General features: G+C 53.8%; 16 protein-coding genes. 10 read left to right on the top strand and 6 right to left on the bottom strand.

All coding sequences use genetic code 11. The features are described from left to right. Positions 1–12: 12 nt before the first annotated feature. From YERSI8AC_RS14720 to rlmM, 5 genes are all read left to right on the top strand, one after another. Complete coding sequence (locus tag YERSI8AC_RS14720) at positions 13–582, top strand: TetR/AcrR family transcriptional regulator (protein ID WP_138800556.1); 570 nt, start codon at positions 13–15, stop codon at positions 580–582. A gap of 191 nt (positions 583–773) precedes the next feature. Then, complete coding sequence (locus YERSI8AC_RS14715; protein WP_159176986.1) at positions 774–2,444, top strand: AMP-binding protein; 1,671 nt, start codon at positions 774–776, stop codon at positions 2,442–2,444. Between the two features lie 99 nt (positions 2,445–2,543). Next, positions 2,544–3,311 (top strand): SDR family NAD(P)-dependent oxidoreductase, encoded by a 768-nt coding sequence (locus YERSI8AC_RS14710; RefSeq protein ID WP_022522939.1) that lies wholly within the window; start codon positions 2,544–2,546, stop codon positions 3,309–3,311. Between the two features lie 245 nt (positions 3,312–3,556). After that, entirely contained in the window at positions 3,557–5,362 is a 1,806-nt protein-coding gene (locus YERSI8AC_RS14705) for an acyl-CoA dehydrogenase C-terminal domain-containing protein (protein WP_138800559.1), read from the top strand. A gap of 637 nt (positions 5,363–5,999) precedes the next feature. Further along, positions 6,000–7,070 carry a 23S rRNA (cytidine(2498)-2'-O)-methyltransferase RlmM gene (gene rlmM, locus YERSI8AC_RS14700; RefSeq protein ID WP_041159552.1) on the top strand — a complete coding sequence of 357 codons (1,071 nt, stop codon included), beginning with the start codon at positions 6,000–6,002 and terminating at the stop codon, positions 7,068–7,070. A gap of 163 nt (positions 7,071–7,233) precedes the next feature. On the opposite strand, the gene YERSI8AC_RS14695 is transcribed toward rlmM, so the two are convergent. Further along, positions 7,234–7,521: an antibiotic biosynthesis monooxygenase family protein gene (locus YERSI8AC_RS14695; RefSeq protein ID WP_022522948.1), complete on the bottom strand. Its 288-nt coding sequence runs from the start codon at positions 7,519–7,521 to the stop codon at positions 7,234–7,236. A 29-nt stretch (positions 7,522–7,550) separates the two neighbouring features. Between YERSI8AC_RS14695 and tusA the strand changes: the two genes are divergently transcribed. Continuing rightward, on the top strand, positions 7,551–7,805 hold the full coding sequence (tusA, locus tag YERSI8AC_RS14690) for a sulfurtransferase TusA (protein WP_022522949.1): 255 nt from the start codon (positions 7,551–7,553) through the stop codon (positions 7,803–7,805). Positions 7,806–7,920: 115 nt separating this feature from the next. Here tusA and YERSI8AC_RS14685 read toward each other — a convergent pair whose 3' ends face one another. The 3 genes from YERSI8AC_RS14685 to YERSI8AC_RS14675 all read right to left on the bottom strand — a co-directional run bounded on the left by YERSI8AC_RS14685 (position 7,921) and on the right by YERSI8AC_RS14675 (position 11,133). Further along, positions 7,921–8,616 carry a hypothetical protein gene (locus YERSI8AC_RS14685; RefSeq protein ID WP_009288633.1) on the bottom strand — a complete coding sequence of 232 codons (696 nt, stop codon included), beginning with the start codon at positions 8,614–8,616 and terminating at the stop codon, positions 7,921–7,923. Between the two features lie 109 nt (positions 8,617–8,725). Then, a complete protein-coding gene (locus YERSI8AC_RS14680; RefSeq protein WP_138801658.1) occupies positions 8,726–9,715 on the bottom strand; it encodes a DUF3080 family protein in 990 nt (329 codons plus the stop codon). Between the two features lie 2 nt (positions 9,716–9,717). Next, a complete protein-coding gene (locus tag YERSI8AC_RS14675) occupies positions 9,718–11,133 on the bottom strand; it encodes an MATE family efflux transporter (protein ID WP_041159550.1) in 1,416 nt (471 codons plus the stop codon). A gap of 137 nt (positions 11,134–11,270) precedes the next feature. Between YERSI8AC_RS14675 and YERSI8AC_RS14670 the strand changes: the two genes are divergently transcribed. Continuing rightward, on the top strand, positions 11,271–11,855 hold the full coding sequence (locus tag YERSI8AC_RS14670) for an elongation factor P hydroxylase (protein WP_027958879.1): 585 nt from the start codon (positions 11,271–11,273) through the stop codon (positions 11,853–11,855). On the opposite strand, the gene YERSI8AC_RS14665 is transcribed toward YERSI8AC_RS14670, so the two are convergent. Both YERSI8AC_RS14665 and YERSI8AC_RS14660 read right to left on the bottom strand, forming a co-directional pair. Then, positions 11,852–12,331 (bottom strand): hypothetical protein, encoded by a 480-nt coding sequence (locus tag YERSI8AC_RS14665; RefSeq protein ID WP_022522953.1) that lies wholly within the window; start codon positions 12,329–12,331, stop codon positions 11,852–11,854. The genes YERSI8AC_RS14670 and YERSI8AC_RS14665 overlap by 4 nt on opposite strands. A 13-nt stretch (positions 12,332–12,344) precedes the next feature. Then, positions 12,345–13,196, bottom strand: coding sequence for a TatD family hydrolase (locus tag YERSI8AC_RS14660; protein ID WP_022522954.1), 852 nt, complete (start codon positions 13,194–13,196; stop codon positions 12,345–12,347). Positions 13,197–13,438: 242 nt separating this feature from the next. Between YERSI8AC_RS14660 and YERSI8AC_RS14655 the strand changes: the two genes are divergently transcribed. The 3 genes from YERSI8AC_RS14655 (at position 13,439) to YERSI8AC_RS14645 (ending at position 17,583) form a co-directional block, all read left to right on the top strand. Next, on the top strand, positions 13,439–14,692 hold the full coding sequence (locus YERSI8AC_RS14655; protein WP_159176985.1) for an ABC transporter substrate-binding protein: 1,254 nt from the start codon (positions 13,439–13,441) through the stop codon (positions 14,690–14,692). Positions 14,693–14,884: 192 nt separating this feature from the next. Further along, entirely contained in the window at positions 14,885–16,438 is a 1,554-nt protein-coding gene (locus YERSI8AC_RS14650; protein ID WP_159176984.1) for a fatty acyl-CoA synthetase, read from the top strand. A 2-nt stretch (positions 16,439–16,440) separates the two neighbouring features. Beyond that, positions 16,441–17,583: an acyl-CoA dehydrogenase family protein gene (locus YERSI8AC_RS14645; protein WP_159176983.1), complete on the top strand. Its 1,143-nt coding sequence runs from the start codon at positions 16,441–16,443 to the stop codon at positions 17,581–17,583. The last annotated feature ends 21 nt before the right edge of the window (positions 17,584–17,604 follow it).

Below are 17,604 nucleotides of genomic sequence, written 5' to 3'. Positions count from 1 at the left end.
GACATGAATGTAATGAATGCATCCCCTCGCCGCAAGGAACTGACGCGCCTCGCTGCTCAGCTATTCGTCCAAGAGGGCTTTGATCGCACGACGGTGCGAATGCTGGCGCAGGAAATGGGTATTAAGTCCGGTAGCTTGTTTCATCATTTTAAAGATAAGCAGGAAATCCTTGCTGCGGTCATTGAAGAGGGCACTCAAAATGCCTTGATGATTGCGCGTAAAGCGCTCGACGAATGCGACGCAGAGCCTGAAGTACGCCTGCGTGCCATGGCGCGTGCTCATCTCGAAACCCTCTTTACCGACCGCAATGCCCATGTGGTGGCACTCTTTGAGTGGCGCCGACTCGACCCGGCGGCCAGTGCTCATTTGAGCCACTTACGCGATGCTTACGAGGCGCTGTGGGTCACTGTTATTGACGATGCGTTGGAAGCAGGCTTGATCCATGGTGACCGCTTTCTTGTCTCGCGTTTTGTTTTGGGGGCGCTGAACTGGACAGTGCGCTGGTACGACCCAAACGGGCCACGCTCGCCTGATGACCTCGCTGACGAGCTGGTCGCCATGATTATGCCCACCTCTGCTTAATACTCTCTGATGACAACAGCCTCGACCAACGTCTAACGCTGAAGCTTATATCAGTGCTTGCTCTCTGCGCCATTTACTTTTAGCGTTGCTATTATCTTTTAGCTTACGTTAACGTCAACGGATAAATATAACAACATTGCTTGCGCTTATTCTCACTACGAGCTCATTTCCAATAACACAAGAGAGCGATCATGACAGCGACATCACAATCACTGCCCGACTATCACCACTATCTCGATAACTTTTCCGTGGATAGCGTTATCGCTCGCCTGGATGACCACCAAGACGGCCTGCTAAATGCCTTTGAGGCCTGCTGTGGGCGTCATGTGCGCGCTGGCCGCGGCGAGGTGCTGGCGCTGGTTCAAGAGGACTCTCAAGGTGATATGCATACCCTGAGCTACGCCGAGCTAGATGAACAGAGTGCAAAGTTGGCAGGGTGGTTTCAATCCCAGGGGTTGGGTATAGGCGACCGCATTGCCTGCATGCTGCCCCGGTCACCACAGCTATTGATTGCAGTGCTCGCCACTTGGCGTATTGGTGCGGTCTATCAGCCGCTGTTTACCGCCTTTGGCCCCGATGCGGTGGACTATCGGCTAGGGCGTGCAGGCACCAAGTTGGTGATTACTGATCACGCTAACCGCTATAAATTCGATGGCCTTAGCCAATGCCCGCCGGTACTGGCGGTGGGCGGGGCGACCAGTGAGCATGCCGATGATCACGACTGGCAGGCGGCGTTGACGCATACGTCAATGAGCGACAAACCACCGAGGCTCGCGCCTGAAGCACCATTTCTGCAAATGTTTACCTCTGGCACCGTGGGCAAGCCGAAAGGCGTTGCCGTTCCACTGGCAGGGATGACTGCTTTTGCGATCTATATGGAGCTGGCCATTGACCTGCGTAATGATGACCGCTTCTGGAATATGGCCGATCCCGGTTGGGCTTATGGTCTCTACTATGCGATTGCCGGGCCTTTACTGCTTGGCGTGACGACGCATTTTTGTGAGGCAGGATTTAGCGCCGAGGGGGCACTGGCGTTTATGAAGCGCCACCACATTACCAATTTTGCCGCAGCGCCGACCGCTTACCGGCTGATGAAGGCGTCAGGACTATTTGATAACGCCCATGAAACGCTTGAGCTGCGTGCGGCTAGCTCGGCGGGCGAACCTCTAAATACTGAAGTAGTGACCTGGGTTGAGAAGTCGTTGGGATGCCCGGTTATGGATCACTACGGCCAGACCGAAACCGGCATGACGTGCAATAACCACCATGCCCTTGACCATCTCAAGCATGTGGGCGCAATGGGCGTGCCGATGCCGGGTTATCGACTGGCAATTTTGGACGCGGAGTATAAAGAGCTGCCTGCCGGGGAGCCTGGTGTCCTCGCCGTCGATATCAAGAACTCCCCGGCACACTTCTTCCAGGGCTACACCTGGCAAGAGAAGAATCCCTTTGTGGAAGGCTATTACCTGACGGGCGATGTGGTTATCCGCAATGAAGACGGTACCTTTCAATTTGCCGGGCGTGACGACGATATTATTACCACCGCGGGTTATCGGGTGGGGCCAACGGACGTTGAAAATAGTGTGATGACGCATCCTGCAGTCGCCGAATCGGCGGCAGTGGGGCAGCCTGATGAGATCCGCGGCGAGGTGATCAAGTCGTATATCGTGCTCCGCGAAGGCTATGAAGCCAGTGACGAGCTGGCTGATGAAATCAAACAGCGAGTGCGTGAGCGGCTTTCGACCCACGCTTTTCCGCGCATTATTGAGTTTGTCGATGAGTTGCCTAAAACCCCCAGCGGCAAGATTCAGCGCTTTAAATTACGTGCCCAGGCAGTAGAAGAAGCCAAAGCAAGTCAATAGCCCATCAAGTGAGTAGCCAAATCAAATGAATAAAAAAGCGAGTGAATAAACCCACCACGATATATAGCAACCATACATAACGACCAAAGGGATACGGAAATGCAGGTTAAGGAGAGTACCTTTTTAATTACCGGGGCTGCCTCTGGTCTTGGGGCGGCTACCGCTGAGCGCTTAGTCGCTGCAGGCGCTCGCGTCGTGTTATGCGACTTAAACGACAGTGTCAATGCCCATGCCCAGCAGCTGGGGGCAAGCGCACGCGCCATTCTGGCGGATATTACGTCAGGCGAACAGATGCAGCAGGCCGTAGATGCGGCGGTAGCGCTGGGTGGCGAGCACGGGCTTTCAGGCGTAGTTCACTGCGCGGGTGTGGTTAGCGTGGCCAAGCTGGTTGATCGTGAAGGCAACCCGGCTGATTTAGAAAGCTATATGAAAACGATCAATATCAATCTGGTCGGCACTTTTAACGTCATGCGCCTTGCGGCTGCCGCCATGGCTAAAAACGCGCCGAATGAGAGTGGTGAGCGCGGGGTGATTATTAATACTGCGTCCATTGCTGCTTTTGATGGGCAGGTAGGCCAGTGTGCTTATAGTGCCTCTAAAGCGGGTGTTGTGGGTATGAGCTTGCCAGCGGCGCGGGAATTGTCGCGCCATGCTATTCGGGTGATGGCCATCGCCCCTGGCGTATTTGAAACGCCGATGATGAGTGAAATTCCTGACGAGGCGGCCCAGGCACTAGCGGCGGCGGTACCTTTTCCTAAGCGTTTAGGTAAGCCAGATGAGTTTGCTCAATTAGCCGAGCAGATTATTACCAACCCCATGCTCAATGGCGAACTGATCCGCTTAGACGGTGGCATTCGCATGCAGTAACTAGATGGTCAGTAGGTAAAAGAAAAATAAAACGACTCGTCGGCTTTTGGTTGGCGAGTTTTTTTATTATTTGCACCAGGGGTTTACTGGTTGGGCGACCAAAGTTCTAGAGTGTTTTTGGGCTAAATTCAAACGCTCGCTTGACTCTGAGGGGCGCCCGCGCTAATTTTCAAACATGTGTTTGAAAGCTCTCTGCCATTAAGAGTTGCTTGGCTTTCAACCCCCCCTTTCTTAGGAGAAGTGTGATGCCCAGCTATCAGGCCCCTATTCGTGATATGCGTTTCGTTATGGACGAGATGCTTGACTACCCTGCTCACTACGCGCGCCTGCCAAGCGGTGACGATGCATCGCCAGATGTTGTCAGCGCTATTTTGGAAGAGGGGGCACGCTTCGCCCGCGATGTACTGCTGCCGATCAATCAGAGTGGCGATGAAGAAGGGTGCCTACTGGAAGGGGGCGAGGTCAAAGCGCCTAACGGTTTCAAAGAGGCCTACCAGCAGTACGTAGAGGGGGGGTGGCCGAGTCTGGCCGCCGATCCTGCTCATGGTGGTCAAGGGCTGCCGCCTTCATTGGCGATGCTGTTGTCGGAAATGATCTGCGCCACTAACTTGGCGTGGGGCATGTACCCAGGGCTCTCTCATGGTGCGGCAGACGCACTTCGCCATCATGGCACCGATGAGCAGAAGGCGACGTATCTCACCAAGCTGGTAGAAGGGGTATGGACGGGCACTATGTGCCTAACCGAGCCGCACTGCGGCACTGACCTAGGATTGATCAAGACGCGAGCAGTGCCCGCTGATGGCGATGCCTATGCGATTACTGGCACCAAAATCTTTATCTCGGCCGGTGAGCATAATCTGGCTGAAAACATTGTCCACCTGGTATTGGCAAAACTGCCTGGCGCACCGGAAGGTTCTAAAGGTATTTCGCTATTTGTAGTGCCTAAGTTCTTGCCCGATGCCCAAGGTAATGTGGGTGAGCGTAATGGCGTCACCTGCGGTTCGCTCGAGCACAAAATGGGCATTCATGGTAATGCCACCTGTGTGATGAACTTCGACGACGCAACCGGCTACTTGGTAGGGCCGCCCAATAAAGGGCTGGCGTGCATGTTCACCATGATGAACGCTGCGCGTCTTGGGGTGGGGATTCAAGGGCTGGGATTGGTTGAAGCCAGTTTCCAGAATTCATTGAGCTATGCCCGTGACCGGTTACAGATGCGCGGCTTATCGGGCAAACAGGCTCCTGAAAAGCCCGCTGATCCGATTATCGTCCACCCTGATGTGCGCCGCATGCTGCTGACCCAGAAAGCCTTCGCCGAAGGCGGGCGTATGTTGGTGCTTTATACCGCGCAAATGCTCGATTTGGTGGAGCATGGTGAGCCGGGTGAAGAGCGAGATCACGCTGAAACCCTGCTTGGCTTGCTAACGCCTATTGTTAAAGCCTTCCTGACCGAAGTTGGTTTTGAAAGCACTAACGAGGGCGTACAGATCTACGGTGGTCATGGCTTCATTAAAGAGTGGGGCATGGAGCAATTGGTGCGCGATGCTCGCATTACTCGACTCTATGAAGGTACTACCGGTATCCAGGCGCTTGATCTGCTAGGCCGTAAAGTACTAATGAGTCAGGGTGAATCGCTGAAGGTATTCACCAAAGAGATCCATAAGTTCTGTAAAGCTGAAGCCGACAACCCTGCACTCAAAGAGTTTGTTGGGCCGCTCGCCAAGCTGAATGCAGAGTGGGGCGAACTGACTATGGGCGTGGGGATGAAGGCAATGCAAGACCGTGAGGAAGTAGGTGCGGCGAGTGTTGATTACCTAATGTATTCAGGCTATGTCACCCTGGCGTACCTATTTGCACGCGCGGCCAAACAGGCGTCTATTTCTTTAGAAGGTGACGATAAGGCCTTCTACGCTGCAAAATTGAATACTGCTCGCTTCTATTATCAGCGTCTATTGCCGCGTACCAAGGCCCATGCGCAGATGATACAAGCAGGTGCTGCAAGCCTGATGGCCATCTCCAGCGAAGATTTTGGTCTGGGATTTGAAATTTAATTAACGGCTAAAATGTGAAAAGAGCACTCTCTGATCAGGCGTTCTGATCGGTGGTTTGCGGCAGAAGGGTAGCCTTCTGCCGCTTTTTTATACGCAATAACTTCTTTTACTTGCTATCTTATTAGTCAGGCCTTAAAGTACGCATCCGCTGCCGGGGACGCCAAGCGTTACCAGCGGTGAATGAAGTGTAAAAACTTCGGTTTGTCAAAGAGTTAGCGGTTTTGGATGTGGTCAGGTTTGCATCGAAAACAACGCCCTTGACAACCACCAGGAAATGCGTAGAATACGCCTTCCTCGCTGAGGCAAGCCAGTTCAACGGCAAGTGTGGGGTCTCCCCATGCGAGAGTAGGTCATCGTCAGGCACTTATTATGAAAAATCCCCCAGGGCTGATGCCTTGGGGGATTTTTTTTGCATGGTCGTGAGGGGTAAATAGTGAGGAGTGAGGGGAATAGTGAGTAGAAAACGTTGGTGTAGGGGTATCTAACGAATATCCTGTTCCGCCTCACGCCTCACGCCTCACGCCTCACGCCTCACGCCTCACGCCTCACGCCTCACGCCTCAGCTAGATAAATGCTATGATGCGCCCCAATTAATTAGCCAGCCATCACCGTTTGTGATGGGCGGAATCGAGGTGAAGTGGTGAGTGAAACGGTACCTACGTCATGGTTAGTTTACTGCCGTCCTGGGTTTGAGAGTGATGCGTTGGCAGAGCTACAGCATCACGCAGCATTACAGGGCATCGCCTGTGAGTCATCTCATGGTGAGGGGTGGGTAAGCTTAACGCGTGTTGATGGTGAAGCGGTAAATGATTTACACCGCCAGGCAGCGTTTAAAAAGCTGATTTTTGCGCGCCAGAGCTTAGCGGCTTTACCTGCGCTCACTCTTTCACGTGACGATCGTCTTACCGCTATCTTGGAACAGGTCAAAGCCAGCCGTTGGAGCTTTGAAGAGATTTGGCATGAAACGCCGGATACCAACGATGGCAAAGCACTGGCCGGGCTGATTAAGGCGCTTACCAAGCCGCTGGAAAGTATGTTGAAAAAACGTGGTGCGTTAAGGCGCAGCGCGGGCGCACGACGTTTACATATTTTCTGGACTGACGGTGATCAAGTGCAGCTGGCGATGAGCTTCCCAGGCAATCGTAGTGATTTGATTAATGGTATTCGGCGGCTGCGCTTCCCCTCCCGTGCGCCTAGCCGCTCAACGCTGAAGTTGGAAGAGGCGTGGCACGAGTTTATTCCTAGGGATGAGTGGGATGTGCGGCTAGCACCGCATATGCAAGCAGCTGACTTAGGGGCCGCCCCAGGAGGTTGGACGTGGCAGTTGATTCAGCGCGGCATGTACGTGTATGCCATCGATAATGGCCCGATGGAATCACAGTTGATGAAGACTGGGCAGATTGATCATCTCAAAGAGGATGGCTTTACCTGGGAGCCACCACAGCGCTTAGACTGGCTGGTCTGCGACATTGTTGATAAACCAGTGAGAGTGCTAGCCATGGTGGAGCGGTGGCTGATTCGTAAATGGTGCAAAGAGGCGATCTTCAACCTCAAGTTGCCCATGAAAAAGCGCTGGGATGAGGTGACACGTTGTCTAACGGCGCTGGAAGAGTCGCTGGAAAAAGCGGGTGTGCATGCCAACGTATCATGCCGTCACCTCTATCACGATAGGGAAGAGGTAACGGTGCATGTAAGGCTTAGGGATTAATGCTAGGAAACCTCTGATTAACTATTGCGCTTGGCCATACGGCGTTAAAAATCGCCTCAAAATGCTCATTTACAACCCGTAAACTCCGCTTTTTCGTTGATTTTTGCCTTGTCTGGCCTGCGCTCACCACGTTAATCAGAGGCTCCCTAGTGAAACCCCATGTTTAATAGCTTGGCTCGTAAATCCGGATAGTTTCATCTTCGGTTAACAGCGGTAAAATACGCTGCATGGCCATTGCCCGCGCTTCGCTTGAGTGCCACTCCTTCCAAGCGCGGAGGTCACGCCATTTGGTAATCATCAGTCGGCGATCGGTATGACCCAGTTCTACCAATGTTTCACCACTGATAAAGCCCCTTACGCCTAGAGAAACGCGCATTGCCTCTCGCGCTGCTTGCTCAAATTCTTCTTCAAGACCGGGCATAATTCGCCGTTCGATGATAACTTTAATCATACTTTCTGTTTCCTACATCGAGGATATTGATGGCTGATAATACGGGTACGTTACCCAACGTTGATGCGGTATTGGACACCACAGGACTCTACTGCCCAGAGCCGATTATGCTGATGCATAACAAAGTGCGCGACATGACCCCAGGCCAAGTGCTCAAAGTGATTGCCACAGATCCAGCCACCACGCGAGATGTGCCCAAGTTTTGTCAGTTTTTAGGGCACGAGCTGCTAGAGCAGCACACCGTCTCTGAGAGCAACTACCTCTACTTTATTCGTTTAGCATAACCTTTTGAGATAGACCTTTGAGATAGTCCGTCGAAATAGCCCGAAAAGCCATGCGAGGCTCAAATCAAAATCGTTGATGTTGGCCTCGCTCACAAAGCGACATTAAGGCACTCGATTAATCACTGGCCACAACCATCATGGCTAGCGCATCAAGCGTCGCTGGATCTTCTTCCAGGATACGGTTGGCGATATGGCGCTGGAAAAAGTAAACGGTCTGATGGCGGGCGTGAGCGCTGTACAGGCATTCATCCCCTAACAAAATCGGTGTCATCGCCGCTTTGTTCTCGTCGGCAAGGAGCGCGTCAAGGCTACCGTCGCTGTAGAGACGCCAACCGTAAACGGGCTTCATATGCCAGGGGGAATCGGGGTGATTCATGCACAGCGCGTGGGTGCCCAGAGTGTCGGGGATTTGCTGAATAAGGGTGACTTCGCCAGAAGCCTCATAATCAAAGTATTCAGCCGCCGCAACTAGCTCGTGGTATTTGTGATCCGGTGGCGTATCAAAAATTTCTTCCGTTTCAGGATCGCGATAACCTACGAAGTAGCCATTTTCCTGGCTGTTCAGATCATGGCAGGCTGCCAAGCTTTCCATCCACGGCACCAAACCGATGACGCTACCGTCCTCTCTTAACCCCCAGGCCAAAATAGGTAAGCCATAGTAGGCGTCGGGACTCGCAGCGAGCTGGTACACCATCTCTAAGCCATCTAGCTCAGGGGCTAAACGGACAAGGCACTTTTGCGCCTGCTGACGCTGGCGCACAGTTTCCAGGTCGATGACCTGGGCAGAGCGGGGTGACAAGGATGCGCCCATTGTGTCCCTCCTTATGCTGCGTGGTCATCAGATTGGCAAAGCTGATTCATTTGCCTCTCATATCCACAAATAGCACAACTTGCTCATAAGGTTAAGGGTTCTGCGCTTTTTAATTATCTGAACAAGTTGGAAAGCGAGCTCGCAGCGCTTGATGCTCAGAGAGCGCTTGCTGAAACTGGCCCCAGGGCGCTTGGGCATTATCCAGCGAAAGCCAGCGTTCCTGGTAGCGTTGAATCGCTATTGGCTTGCCTACCTGCTGTGCGTCAATTAAGCGATTGATCGCTGTTAGCCACTGCTGGGCAGCGTTCTCCAAGCGCTCAAGCGACGGCGATTCCCAACGGCTTAAGCAACGTGTGGTATCACTCTGCCGAGCTAACAATGCATTCGCTTCTGTTAAGCGTTGAGTGGCGAGTAGCAGGGCGCGCAACACCTCAGCGGTCAATGGCCGCTCTTGCAGGGTTTTCAAATGGTTTTCAAGGGTTGAAGAGTCCTGCTGCCAGTCGAGGTCAAACTGGTGATCCGTCATTTGCTGCAAGTAATCGATCGCTTCAAGCTGGCCAGCAATAGTAGTTTCATCGATGTTAGATAAAGGCTGGCTTGCTCGTGAGAAGCTTTTAACCCACTCGCTGGAATCAAAAATAGCGTTCCAGCTTACCGCGGGTAACTGTGTCGTTTTAGTCGTGGTTAATCGGTTTAGGCGCGTTCTATCTTCATCGCTTAACTGCTCGGGAACTTCGCTATTTAAGCAGGTGCTTAGCCGCTGCCATAGAGTGCGCTCATATAACCACTGTTGGCTAGGCGGTGCTACACGCCCCAGTTGATTGTTACGTGCAGCGACTAGCGACGTGATTTGGCATTCGCGTAGCGCGTATACATTCAACAGGCTGTCCCGGGTTTCGGGGATATCTATAATTCGATCGGGGCGCTCAGGGAAGTCGCCAATATTACCCGGGTCAGCTCTTTGAATGTTTGATAGTGCAAGGTCATTGGCGAGTTGCTGATGATAACGCTGCCACTGCTGCTCAGCGGGGTTGTCCCCACAGCCAGACAGGAGGGCGCTTAGGATGATAGCTAGAGAAAAGTTTCTCCATCGAGCCATGTTTACTCCCGAATGCTAATACGCTGTAAACGCCAGCCAAGTAGCAGTGCTGCGGTGCTCAAGCCCGCAATCAACCCAATCCAGTAGCCATGAACACCTAGCGGGGCGACCTCGCCCACTCCATAGGAGCCCAGCCAGTGGCCGCCACCCAAGCCTACAATCCAGTAGGAGAGCACCGTAATCACCATCACAATGCGGGTATCTTTATAGCCGCGTAAAGCACCCGCTAAATTGACCTGTAACGAGTCTGAGAGCTGAAAAATAACGGCTAAAGCAATGATCGAGAGCGCTAGCGCCTGTATCTCACTATTGGAGGTGTAAAGTGCGATTACCGGCTCGGCGCTAACCCACAGTACGAGGCTGTTAATAGCGGCAATGATGACGCTGATGACAATTCCATTCCAAGCGACTTTACGGGCTAGTGCTAAGCGCTGCTGACCCAGCGTATTACCCACTCGTACGGTCAGTGCCATACTCAGCGACAGGGGCAGCATAAACAGAATGGAGGTGAAACTTAGCGCTATTTGGTGAGCTCCCACCGTGACTTCACCAAAGCTGGCAATGAAGAGCGCAATGAGTGTGAACAGAGTCACTTCAACAAAAATGGCTACGCCAATGGGAACGCCCACCACCACTAATTCACGTATACCTAGCCACTGGGGCGGTGTCAGTTTTTGCCAAATCGCAACGCTTTTATAAGTACTTCCCCTGCGCGTGTAGTAGGCCATCGCGAGTGCCATCGTCCACATGGAGAGCGCCGTCGCAATGCCACAGCCAAAAGCGCCCAAGGCAGGTAACTGTTGCAAACTAGTGGGAACCCAGGCGCCAAATAGATCAACTAAACCATCGCCGCCGTAGATCAAGAGGTAGTTGGCAGGAATGTTCACGCTTAAACCGACCAAGCTGATCCATAGCGCCGGGCGGGTATGATTCATACCATCTGAAAACGCTCTAAGCGCCTGAAATAGGGCGATCCCCGGCATGCCAAAGGCGACGGCTGACAGATAGGCGGCAGACTGGCTGGCGACCGCTGGGGGTACACTCATTAATTCAAATATCGGCATGATAGCCGACCAAAGCAGCACAGCCGCGATAGCGCCTAGTAGCAGCGCGACCCAAAGCGCCTGATGAACGGCTGGACGAATAGCCTCATTGCGCTTCCCACCCAGCAAATGCGCCACAATTGGGGTAAGCCCCATTAAAGTGCCCGTCATAAATAGCATGAGTGGCATCCACAGGCTCGAGCCCACCGATACAGCGGCAAGTGAGGTGGCGTCATGCCGACCGGTCATCATAACGTCGACGACACTCATCCCTGCCTGAGCCAACTGAGCACCGCAAATAGGCAGTGCCAAGTGCATTAACATTCGTGTTTCTGGCCAGTAAACCGATTTAATTTGCTGAGTAAAGCCGCCCACTTGTTGGCTCCTGAAGGGGAAAAGTTGCTGTGAAAGGCCGCTATATTAGCAGGAGCGACTCACTTTTGGGGTTAGCCGTTAGCTTGTATTAATCGTGTGGGTATAATGCCCCAAAACCAGTATCAAACGAGGTCAATGTGAGTGACAGGCAGGAGCGATGGACGCTCGAGGATATTACCGCGCTTTTTGACGGGATTTTTGCTGAGCGGTATCAAACCCGGTTGATTCGGGGCGGGGATGAGCCTCTCTATCGGCCCGCTAACAGTGAAACCCCTTATCATCAGGTTATCTTTGCGCGGGGTTACTATGCCAGTGCGCTGCACGAAATCAGCCATTGGTGTATTGCGGGAGCACAGCGGCGCCAACAAGAGGATTACGGCTACTGGTACTGCCCTGATGGGCGCGATGCTGAACAGCAAAAAGCGTTTGAGCAGGCTGAGATTGCGCCACAGGCGTTGGAGTCTATCTTCACCCGTGCCTGTGGTCGCGTGTTTCATGTCAGCGTGGACAATCTAGGCGGCGATATAGAGGTAGATATAGAGGCATTTGCAGCGCGAGTGGAGGCCCGTGCCCAGCGCTACTTGAAGGAGGGCTTTCCAGCCCGCGCAAACGCCTTCCAGGTGGCGCTTAAACGCTTCTACTCTGACCAGGCGACGCTAGCGGAAGCCGTGGCACAGGCGCATGCCACGTTGGATAAAATGGATAAAGCGCTGCCGGCTTAATCCTCTTCGGTCAGGCGCTGATGCATCGATAGCATCACTTCCAGCTCATGCTCTGGGCGCATCGGCTCTAAACCCAGCTCGCTGAACGTTTCGCGCCGTTGGCGGTGCCATTCGCCTGGGGTAAGTGAAGGGTAGAGCACCGACGCTGGGGCTAGCTCAACAAAAGGATCAAGCCCGTAGGTGTCAAAAAGGCGCGCTAGTGCCGCTTCGTCGTCGCCATTGTCGCTGGTATACAGCGTGGCGGAGAAGTGGTCGTTCTCAAGCTCGCGAATTACCTCAAGCGGACTAACCCCTAAGCTCTCCAGCTCTTCCATGCTGTAAGCGCCCATGGCATTGGTATCCTCTTTGATCCAGCTATCGTCCGGCTGAATCAATGTTTGCTTCACCCGGCCATCGGGGAGCGACCAGGCAATGGCTAGCGGGAGCCCATCGTCTTCGCCTGTTTCAATGGCTATAAACCCTGGATAATCGGCCACGCTAATACTCCTTTTAAGATTCCGTGGGAAGACGGAAAAAACGCTGGGCGGTCTGTGTGGTTGCCGCACCTAGCTCTGTTTCGCTAATACCATGCCACTGGGCGATCTCGCGGACAATCCACGGTAGCAACGCCGGTTCGTGTCGGCGACCCTTTAATTTCGCCGGTAGGTTACGGGGTAACAGATAAGGGCAGTCGGTTTCTACCATCAAGCGCTCTAAGGGTATATCGCTTACCAATGGGCGCAGGTGATGACCGCGCCGCTCGTCGCAAATCCAACCCGTCAACCCTATATGTAAGTCTAGGTCGAGATAACCAAACAGCGTATCGCGGTCAGCGGTAAAACAGTGCACCACCGCGTGGCTGATGTCGTCTCGCCACGCATGCAGGATTTCGCGCATACGCTGGCCAGCATCTCGTTCATGTAAAAACAGCGGCAAACCGCTTTCTACTGCGAGAGCCAGCTGCGCTTCAAGGGCACGCTCCTGCTCCTTGGGCGTCGAAAAGTTGCGATTAAAATCCAAACCACACTCGCCTACGGCGACCACTTCCGGCATGGCATGCAGGGCCGCCATGGCATGTTCAAGGTTCTTATCCCAGCGACTGGCATCATGGGGGTGCACTCCCGCCGTGGCGTAGAGGCCAGGATACTGCTTGGCCAGGGCAACCGCTTGCTTGGCGTGGGCAAGGTCGGTGCCAGTAACGATCATGGTCGTTACCTGCGCCGCCTGGGCGCGCTGGATAACCGCCTCAAGATCACGCTCGAAGCTTTCATGGGTCAAGTTAGCGCCGATATCCACCAAAGGAGCGCTAGGCCGAAACTGTAGTGCTTCGGGTAAAAAGTCATCGGCATCAGCAGTGGCCAAAGGTCTCTCCCGTTCAATTATACAAAGGCACCATTCATTGTAACGGCATGCGCGAGCATCGACTAATGGTGTATTGAAGAAGGTGAGCGCAAGGAAATGGCACGAATTGCAAAAAATCTGGCTCGATAGGTAAACAGCTAGGGCTTATTACCGCCTAAGATGAACGCAAGCTATTACGTGCTACGTCACTACGATTGATTCAATAACACCCTTTAATAACAACAAAAGAGAGTCACATAATTATGCAACAATCTTATCGTTCATCTCATCGTGCATCTTACCGCTTTGCTACTTCCACTCTCGCCGCTGCCATTCTGGTGGCCTGCTATGTGCCAACTACCGTCGCTGCTGAGGGTATCTCTGATAACGAAATCCGTATTGGCTATTTAGCCGATATGTCCGGCGTTTATCGCGACCCCATTGGCCCGTTGGGCGAAGACGCTATCCATATGGCGATTGAAGATATGGGCGGCAGTGTCAATGGGGCCAATATTGTGGTGTTTAGCGCCGATGACCGTAATAGCCCGGATGTAGGCTCAAGCGTCGTGCGTGAGTGGATCGATGAGCGCAACGTCGATATGGTCACCGGGCTGGTGGCATCTTCTGTCACTCTGGCGGCGGTGAGCCTGCTGGAAGAGGCGGATAAACTTGGGCTGGTCAATGGCGCTGTCTCTTCAAGCATTACCAACGAGCACTGTTCGCCCAATCATATTCACTGGGTTTATGACACCTGGGCGATGTCCAACGGTACGGCAAAGGCGATTACTGATGAGGGCCACAAAAGTTGGTATTTGTTAAGCGCTGACTACTCCTTTGGCCATGCACTGGAAGCCGACGTCACACGCGTAGTGACAGAAAATGGAGGCACCATCGTGGGCAGCGCTCGCCACCCTTTCCCCAGCAGTGATTTCTCCTCGTTTATGCTCCAGGCCCAGGCGTCTGGCGCTGATGTTATTGCACTGAATAACGCTGGTGGCGATACGATTAATGCGGTGCAGACAGCAGGGGAATTCGGCATTACCCAGGCAGGGCAGATTCTGGCGGGCATGGTGTTGTTTAGTACCGATATACGCAGCATTGGCTTAGAGAACGCTCAGGGGCTGCAGTTCACCAAAGCATGGTACTACGATTTAAACGATGAAACCCGCGCATGGGCGGAGCGCTTCCGTGAGCGTACCGGCAGCATGCCCACCATGGTACATGCGGGTCTCTACTCCAGTACTCGCCACTACCTTGAAGCGATTGAAGCCACCGGTACTGATGACACTCAAACCGTTCGTCAGCAAATGGCCGATACCCCCATCAACGACATCTTCGCCACCGGTGGCTACATCCGTGAGGATGGCCGCATGGTTCACGATATGTATTTAGTAGAAGTGAAAACACCTGAAGAGTCGCAAGATGAGGATGATCTCTTTCATGTTATTCGCACCATCCCTGCAGAAGAGGCCTTCCGTCCGCTTTCAGAGAGTGTCTGCCCGCTGGTAAACAGTTAAGAAACCTCTGATTAACTATTGCGCTCGGCCATACGGCGTTAAAAATCGTCTCGTGCGCGAGTCCGATCAAAATGCTCATTTACAACCCGTAAACTCCGCTTTTTCGTTGATTTTTGCCTTGTCTGGCCTTCGCTCATTACGTTAATCAGAGGCTCCTTAAGTCTCTGCTAATAACAACTCAGAGGATTTGGCATGCCGGAAACGTCGGTTATTCAGCAAAACAGTATCGGGGCTGCTTTAAACCGCAGCGCTCGAAAATACTCACACCAGCTGGCGCTGGTATTTGGCGAGCGCCAATGGCGCTATCAAGCGCTCAATCAGGCAGCCAACCGCGTAGCCAATGGCTTGCTGGCAGCTGGGCTTTCGCCAGGTGACCGGCTGGCGGTATATGGCAAAAACTCCGATACCTATGTCATCGCCTGGCTAGCCGCTGCTAAAGCGGGTTTGGTACATGTGCCGATCAATTTTGCTTTAAGCAGCGATGAACTGCGCTATATCCTTGACCAGTCTGGGACAACGGGTTTGCTCAGCGATATCAGCCTCGCCGACAAAGTGAGTGTCGCGACCGAAGGCTTGGATCTAGCCCTGATGGGAACCCTGCACGCGGATCAGAGGCAGGATGCAGCAAGCTTTGATGTACTCGCTCATGCTACGTCAGGATCCAATAGTGAAGAGCCCAATGTGACGGTCGACGGTGCCAGCCTTGCTCAGTTGCTCTATACCTCGGGCACCACCGCCGCGCCGAAGGCCGCGATGATGACCCATCAGGCACTGATGGCCGAATATATGGCCTGCATGGTTGAACTGGATATCAAAGGCAGCGACGCCATGCTCGCCGCGCTGCCGCTCTACCACTCAGCACAAATGCACGTCTTTCTTATGCCAGCGCTGTTGCTCGGTGCGCCTGTCTATTTGCTAGAGGCGCCGCTTCCCGAGCTGTGCTTAAGCGCCATAGCTAATCACCAGATCGCGTCATTTTTTGCCCCGCCCACGGTCTGGATCAGCCTACTGCGCCACGCTGAATTTGATCGCTTTGACCTTGGCGCCCTCCACAAAGCCTATTACGGTGCCTCGATTATGCCGGTGCCGGTACTGGAGGAGCTCCAGCAGAGTATACCGGGCGTAAGGCTCTATAACTGTTATGGACAGAGCGAAATTGCTCCCTTGGCGACCGTGCTGCGCCCTGAAGAGCACGCCGAGCGCCCAGCGTCCGCTGGGCGGCCGATTCTGACGGTGGAAACCCGTATCGTCGATCTCGATATGAATGACGTCCCACCCGGCGAGCATGGCGAAATCGTCCACCGCTCACCCCAGCTTATGAACGGGTACTGGGATAAACCGGCGATGACTGAAGAAGCCTTCCAGGGTGGTTGGTTCCACTCCGGGGACGTGGGCTACTTCGATGAAGCGGGCTATTTATACGTTGTTGACCGTATCAAGGATGTGATCAATACCGGCGGCGTGCTGGTGGCTAGCCGTGAAGTAGAGGAGGGGCTATTCAAGCACCCGGCGGTATCCGAAGTGGCGGTGATCGGCCAGCCGGATGAGAAGTGGATCGAAGCCATTACGGCAGTGGTGGTACTGAAAGAGGGCCAAGAGGCAAGCGAGGAAGAACTGATCCATCACGCAAAAACGCTGATGGCGCCTTATAAAGTGCCTAAGCGCATAATGTTTACCGATGCGCTACCCAAGAGCACCGCAGGCAAAATTCTCAAGCGCCATCTGCGTCAAGACCTCAAGGAGTGAGCATGGACGAGCAAACGACCGACCTGTTTCACACCATGATCAAGCGCTGCCTAAGCCAGGAGGTTGCCCCGTACTACGATGAGTGGGAGGCAGCGGGTGAAATACCCCGTTCACTATGGCATTCATTGGGCGCTGCGGGGCTGCTCGGCATTGACCTTGACGAACAGCACGGTGGTTCAGGGGCCGATATCGCCATCACCCAGCTGGCGCTGGAAGAGCTCTCCCGCCAGGGTTTTGGTGGCCTTGCCAGTGCCTATAATATCCACGCCAATATCGTTATGCCCTACCTGCAGAATCTGGGGACAGCGGCTCAATGTGAGCGTTGGCTACCTGCCATGGCCCGTGGCGATGCGCTTGGGGCCATTGCCATGACCGAACCCCATGCGGGTAGTGATCTTGCGTCAATGAGAACTAGGGCGAAGCGCACTAACGATGGCTGGGAGTTAAGCGGTAGCAAAATCTTTATCACCAATGGCCAGTTTGCCGACCTGGTGATCGTGTGTGCCAAAACCGACCCTTCCGCCGGGTCAAAGGGCGTGTCACTTTTTTTGGTCGACACCCGCTTACCCGGCTTTTCGCGGGGGAAACCGATTAAAAAGATCGGCCAGCACGCCAGCGATACCGCCGAGCTTGCCTTTGATCAAATGCAGTTGCCCCATGATGCGCTGTTGGGAGAGGAGGGCGCCGGGTTCCGCTACCTAATGCAGGAGCTGCCCCGTGAACGCCTGGGCGTTGGTGCACAGGCGCTGGGCGCCGTGGAGGGGGCGCTGGCGTTGACGTTGGAGTACGTACAGCAGCGCCAAGCGTTTGGACAGCGGGTGGCGGATTTTCAAAATACCCGCTTTACCTTGGCGGAGATAAAAGCCCAGCAGGACGTGGCCCGTGCCTACTTTGAGCACTGCGTCGAAAAGTATCGCCAGGGCACCATGAGCAGCACGGATGCGGCTATTTTAAAACTGCAGCTCAGCGAGCTGCAGTGTCAAGCGGTGGATCGCTGCCTGCAGCTATTTGGCGGTTACGGCTACACCCACGAATATCCCATTTCACGCTTTTATCTGGATGCCCGAGTACAAACGATCTATGCCGGCAGCTCAGAGATCATGAAAGAAGTTGTCGCCCGCTCGCTGCTGGGCAAAGTGGCGTAGCAAGACGATGCGTTTGAACAC

The sequence above is a fragment of the Halomonas sp. 113 genome (assembly GCF_904067645.1).
Taxonomy (GTDB): Bacteria; Pseudomonadota; Gammaproteobacteria; order Pseudomonadales; family Halomonadaceae; genus Vreelandella; species Vreelandella titanicae.
The sequence above is the reverse complement of the archived record's forward strand: the minus strand, read 5'-3'. Positions and strand labels throughout refer to the sequence as shown.

Excerpts from the sequence above, each read along its gene's own strand:
- YERSI8AC_RS14720 (WP_138800556.1), top strand. The coding sequence starts at position 13 with ATGAATGCATCCCCTCGCCGCAAGGAACTGACGCGCCTCGCTGCTCAG.
- YERSI8AC_RS14715 (WP_159176986.1), top strand. The coding sequence starts at position 774 with ATGACAGCGACATCACAATCACTGCCCGACTATCACCACTATCTCGAT.
- YERSI8AC_RS14710 (WP_022522939.1), top strand. The coding sequence starts at position 2,544 with ATGCAGGTTAAGGAGAGTACCTTTTTAATTACCGGGGCTGCCTCTGGT.
- YERSI8AC_RS14705 (WP_138800559.1), top strand. The coding sequence starts at position 3,557 with ATGCCCAGCTATCAGGCCCCTATTCGTGATATGCGTTTCGTTATGGAC.
- YERSI8AC_RS14695 (WP_022522948.1), bottom strand. The coding sequence starts at position 7,521 with ATGATTAAAGTTATCATCGAACGGCGAATTATGCCCGGTCTTGAAGAA.
- tusA (WP_022522949.1), top strand. The coding sequence starts at position 7,551 with ATGGCTGATAATACGGGTACGTTACCCAACGTTGATGCGGTATTGGAC.
- YERSI8AC_RS14685 (WP_009288633.1), bottom strand. The coding sequence starts at position 8,616 with ATGGGCGCATCCTTGTCACCCCGCTCTGCCCAGGTCATCGACCTGGAA.
- YERSI8AC_RS14680 (WP_138801658.1), bottom strand. The coding sequence starts at position 9,715 with ATGGCTCGATGGAGAAACTTTTCTCTAGCTATCATCCTAAGCGCCCTC.
- YERSI8AC_RS14655 (WP_159176985.1), top strand. The coding sequence starts at position 13,439 with ATGCAACAATCTTATCGTTCATCTCATCGTGCATCTTACCGCTTTGCT.
- YERSI8AC_RS14650 (WP_159176984.1), top strand. The coding sequence starts at position 14,885 with ATGCCGGAAACGTCGGTTATTCAGCAAAACAGTATCGGGGCTGCTTTA.
- YERSI8AC_RS14645 (WP_159176983.1), top strand. The coding sequence starts at position 16,441 with ATGGACGAGCAAACGACCGACCTGTTTCACACCATGATCAAGCGCTGC.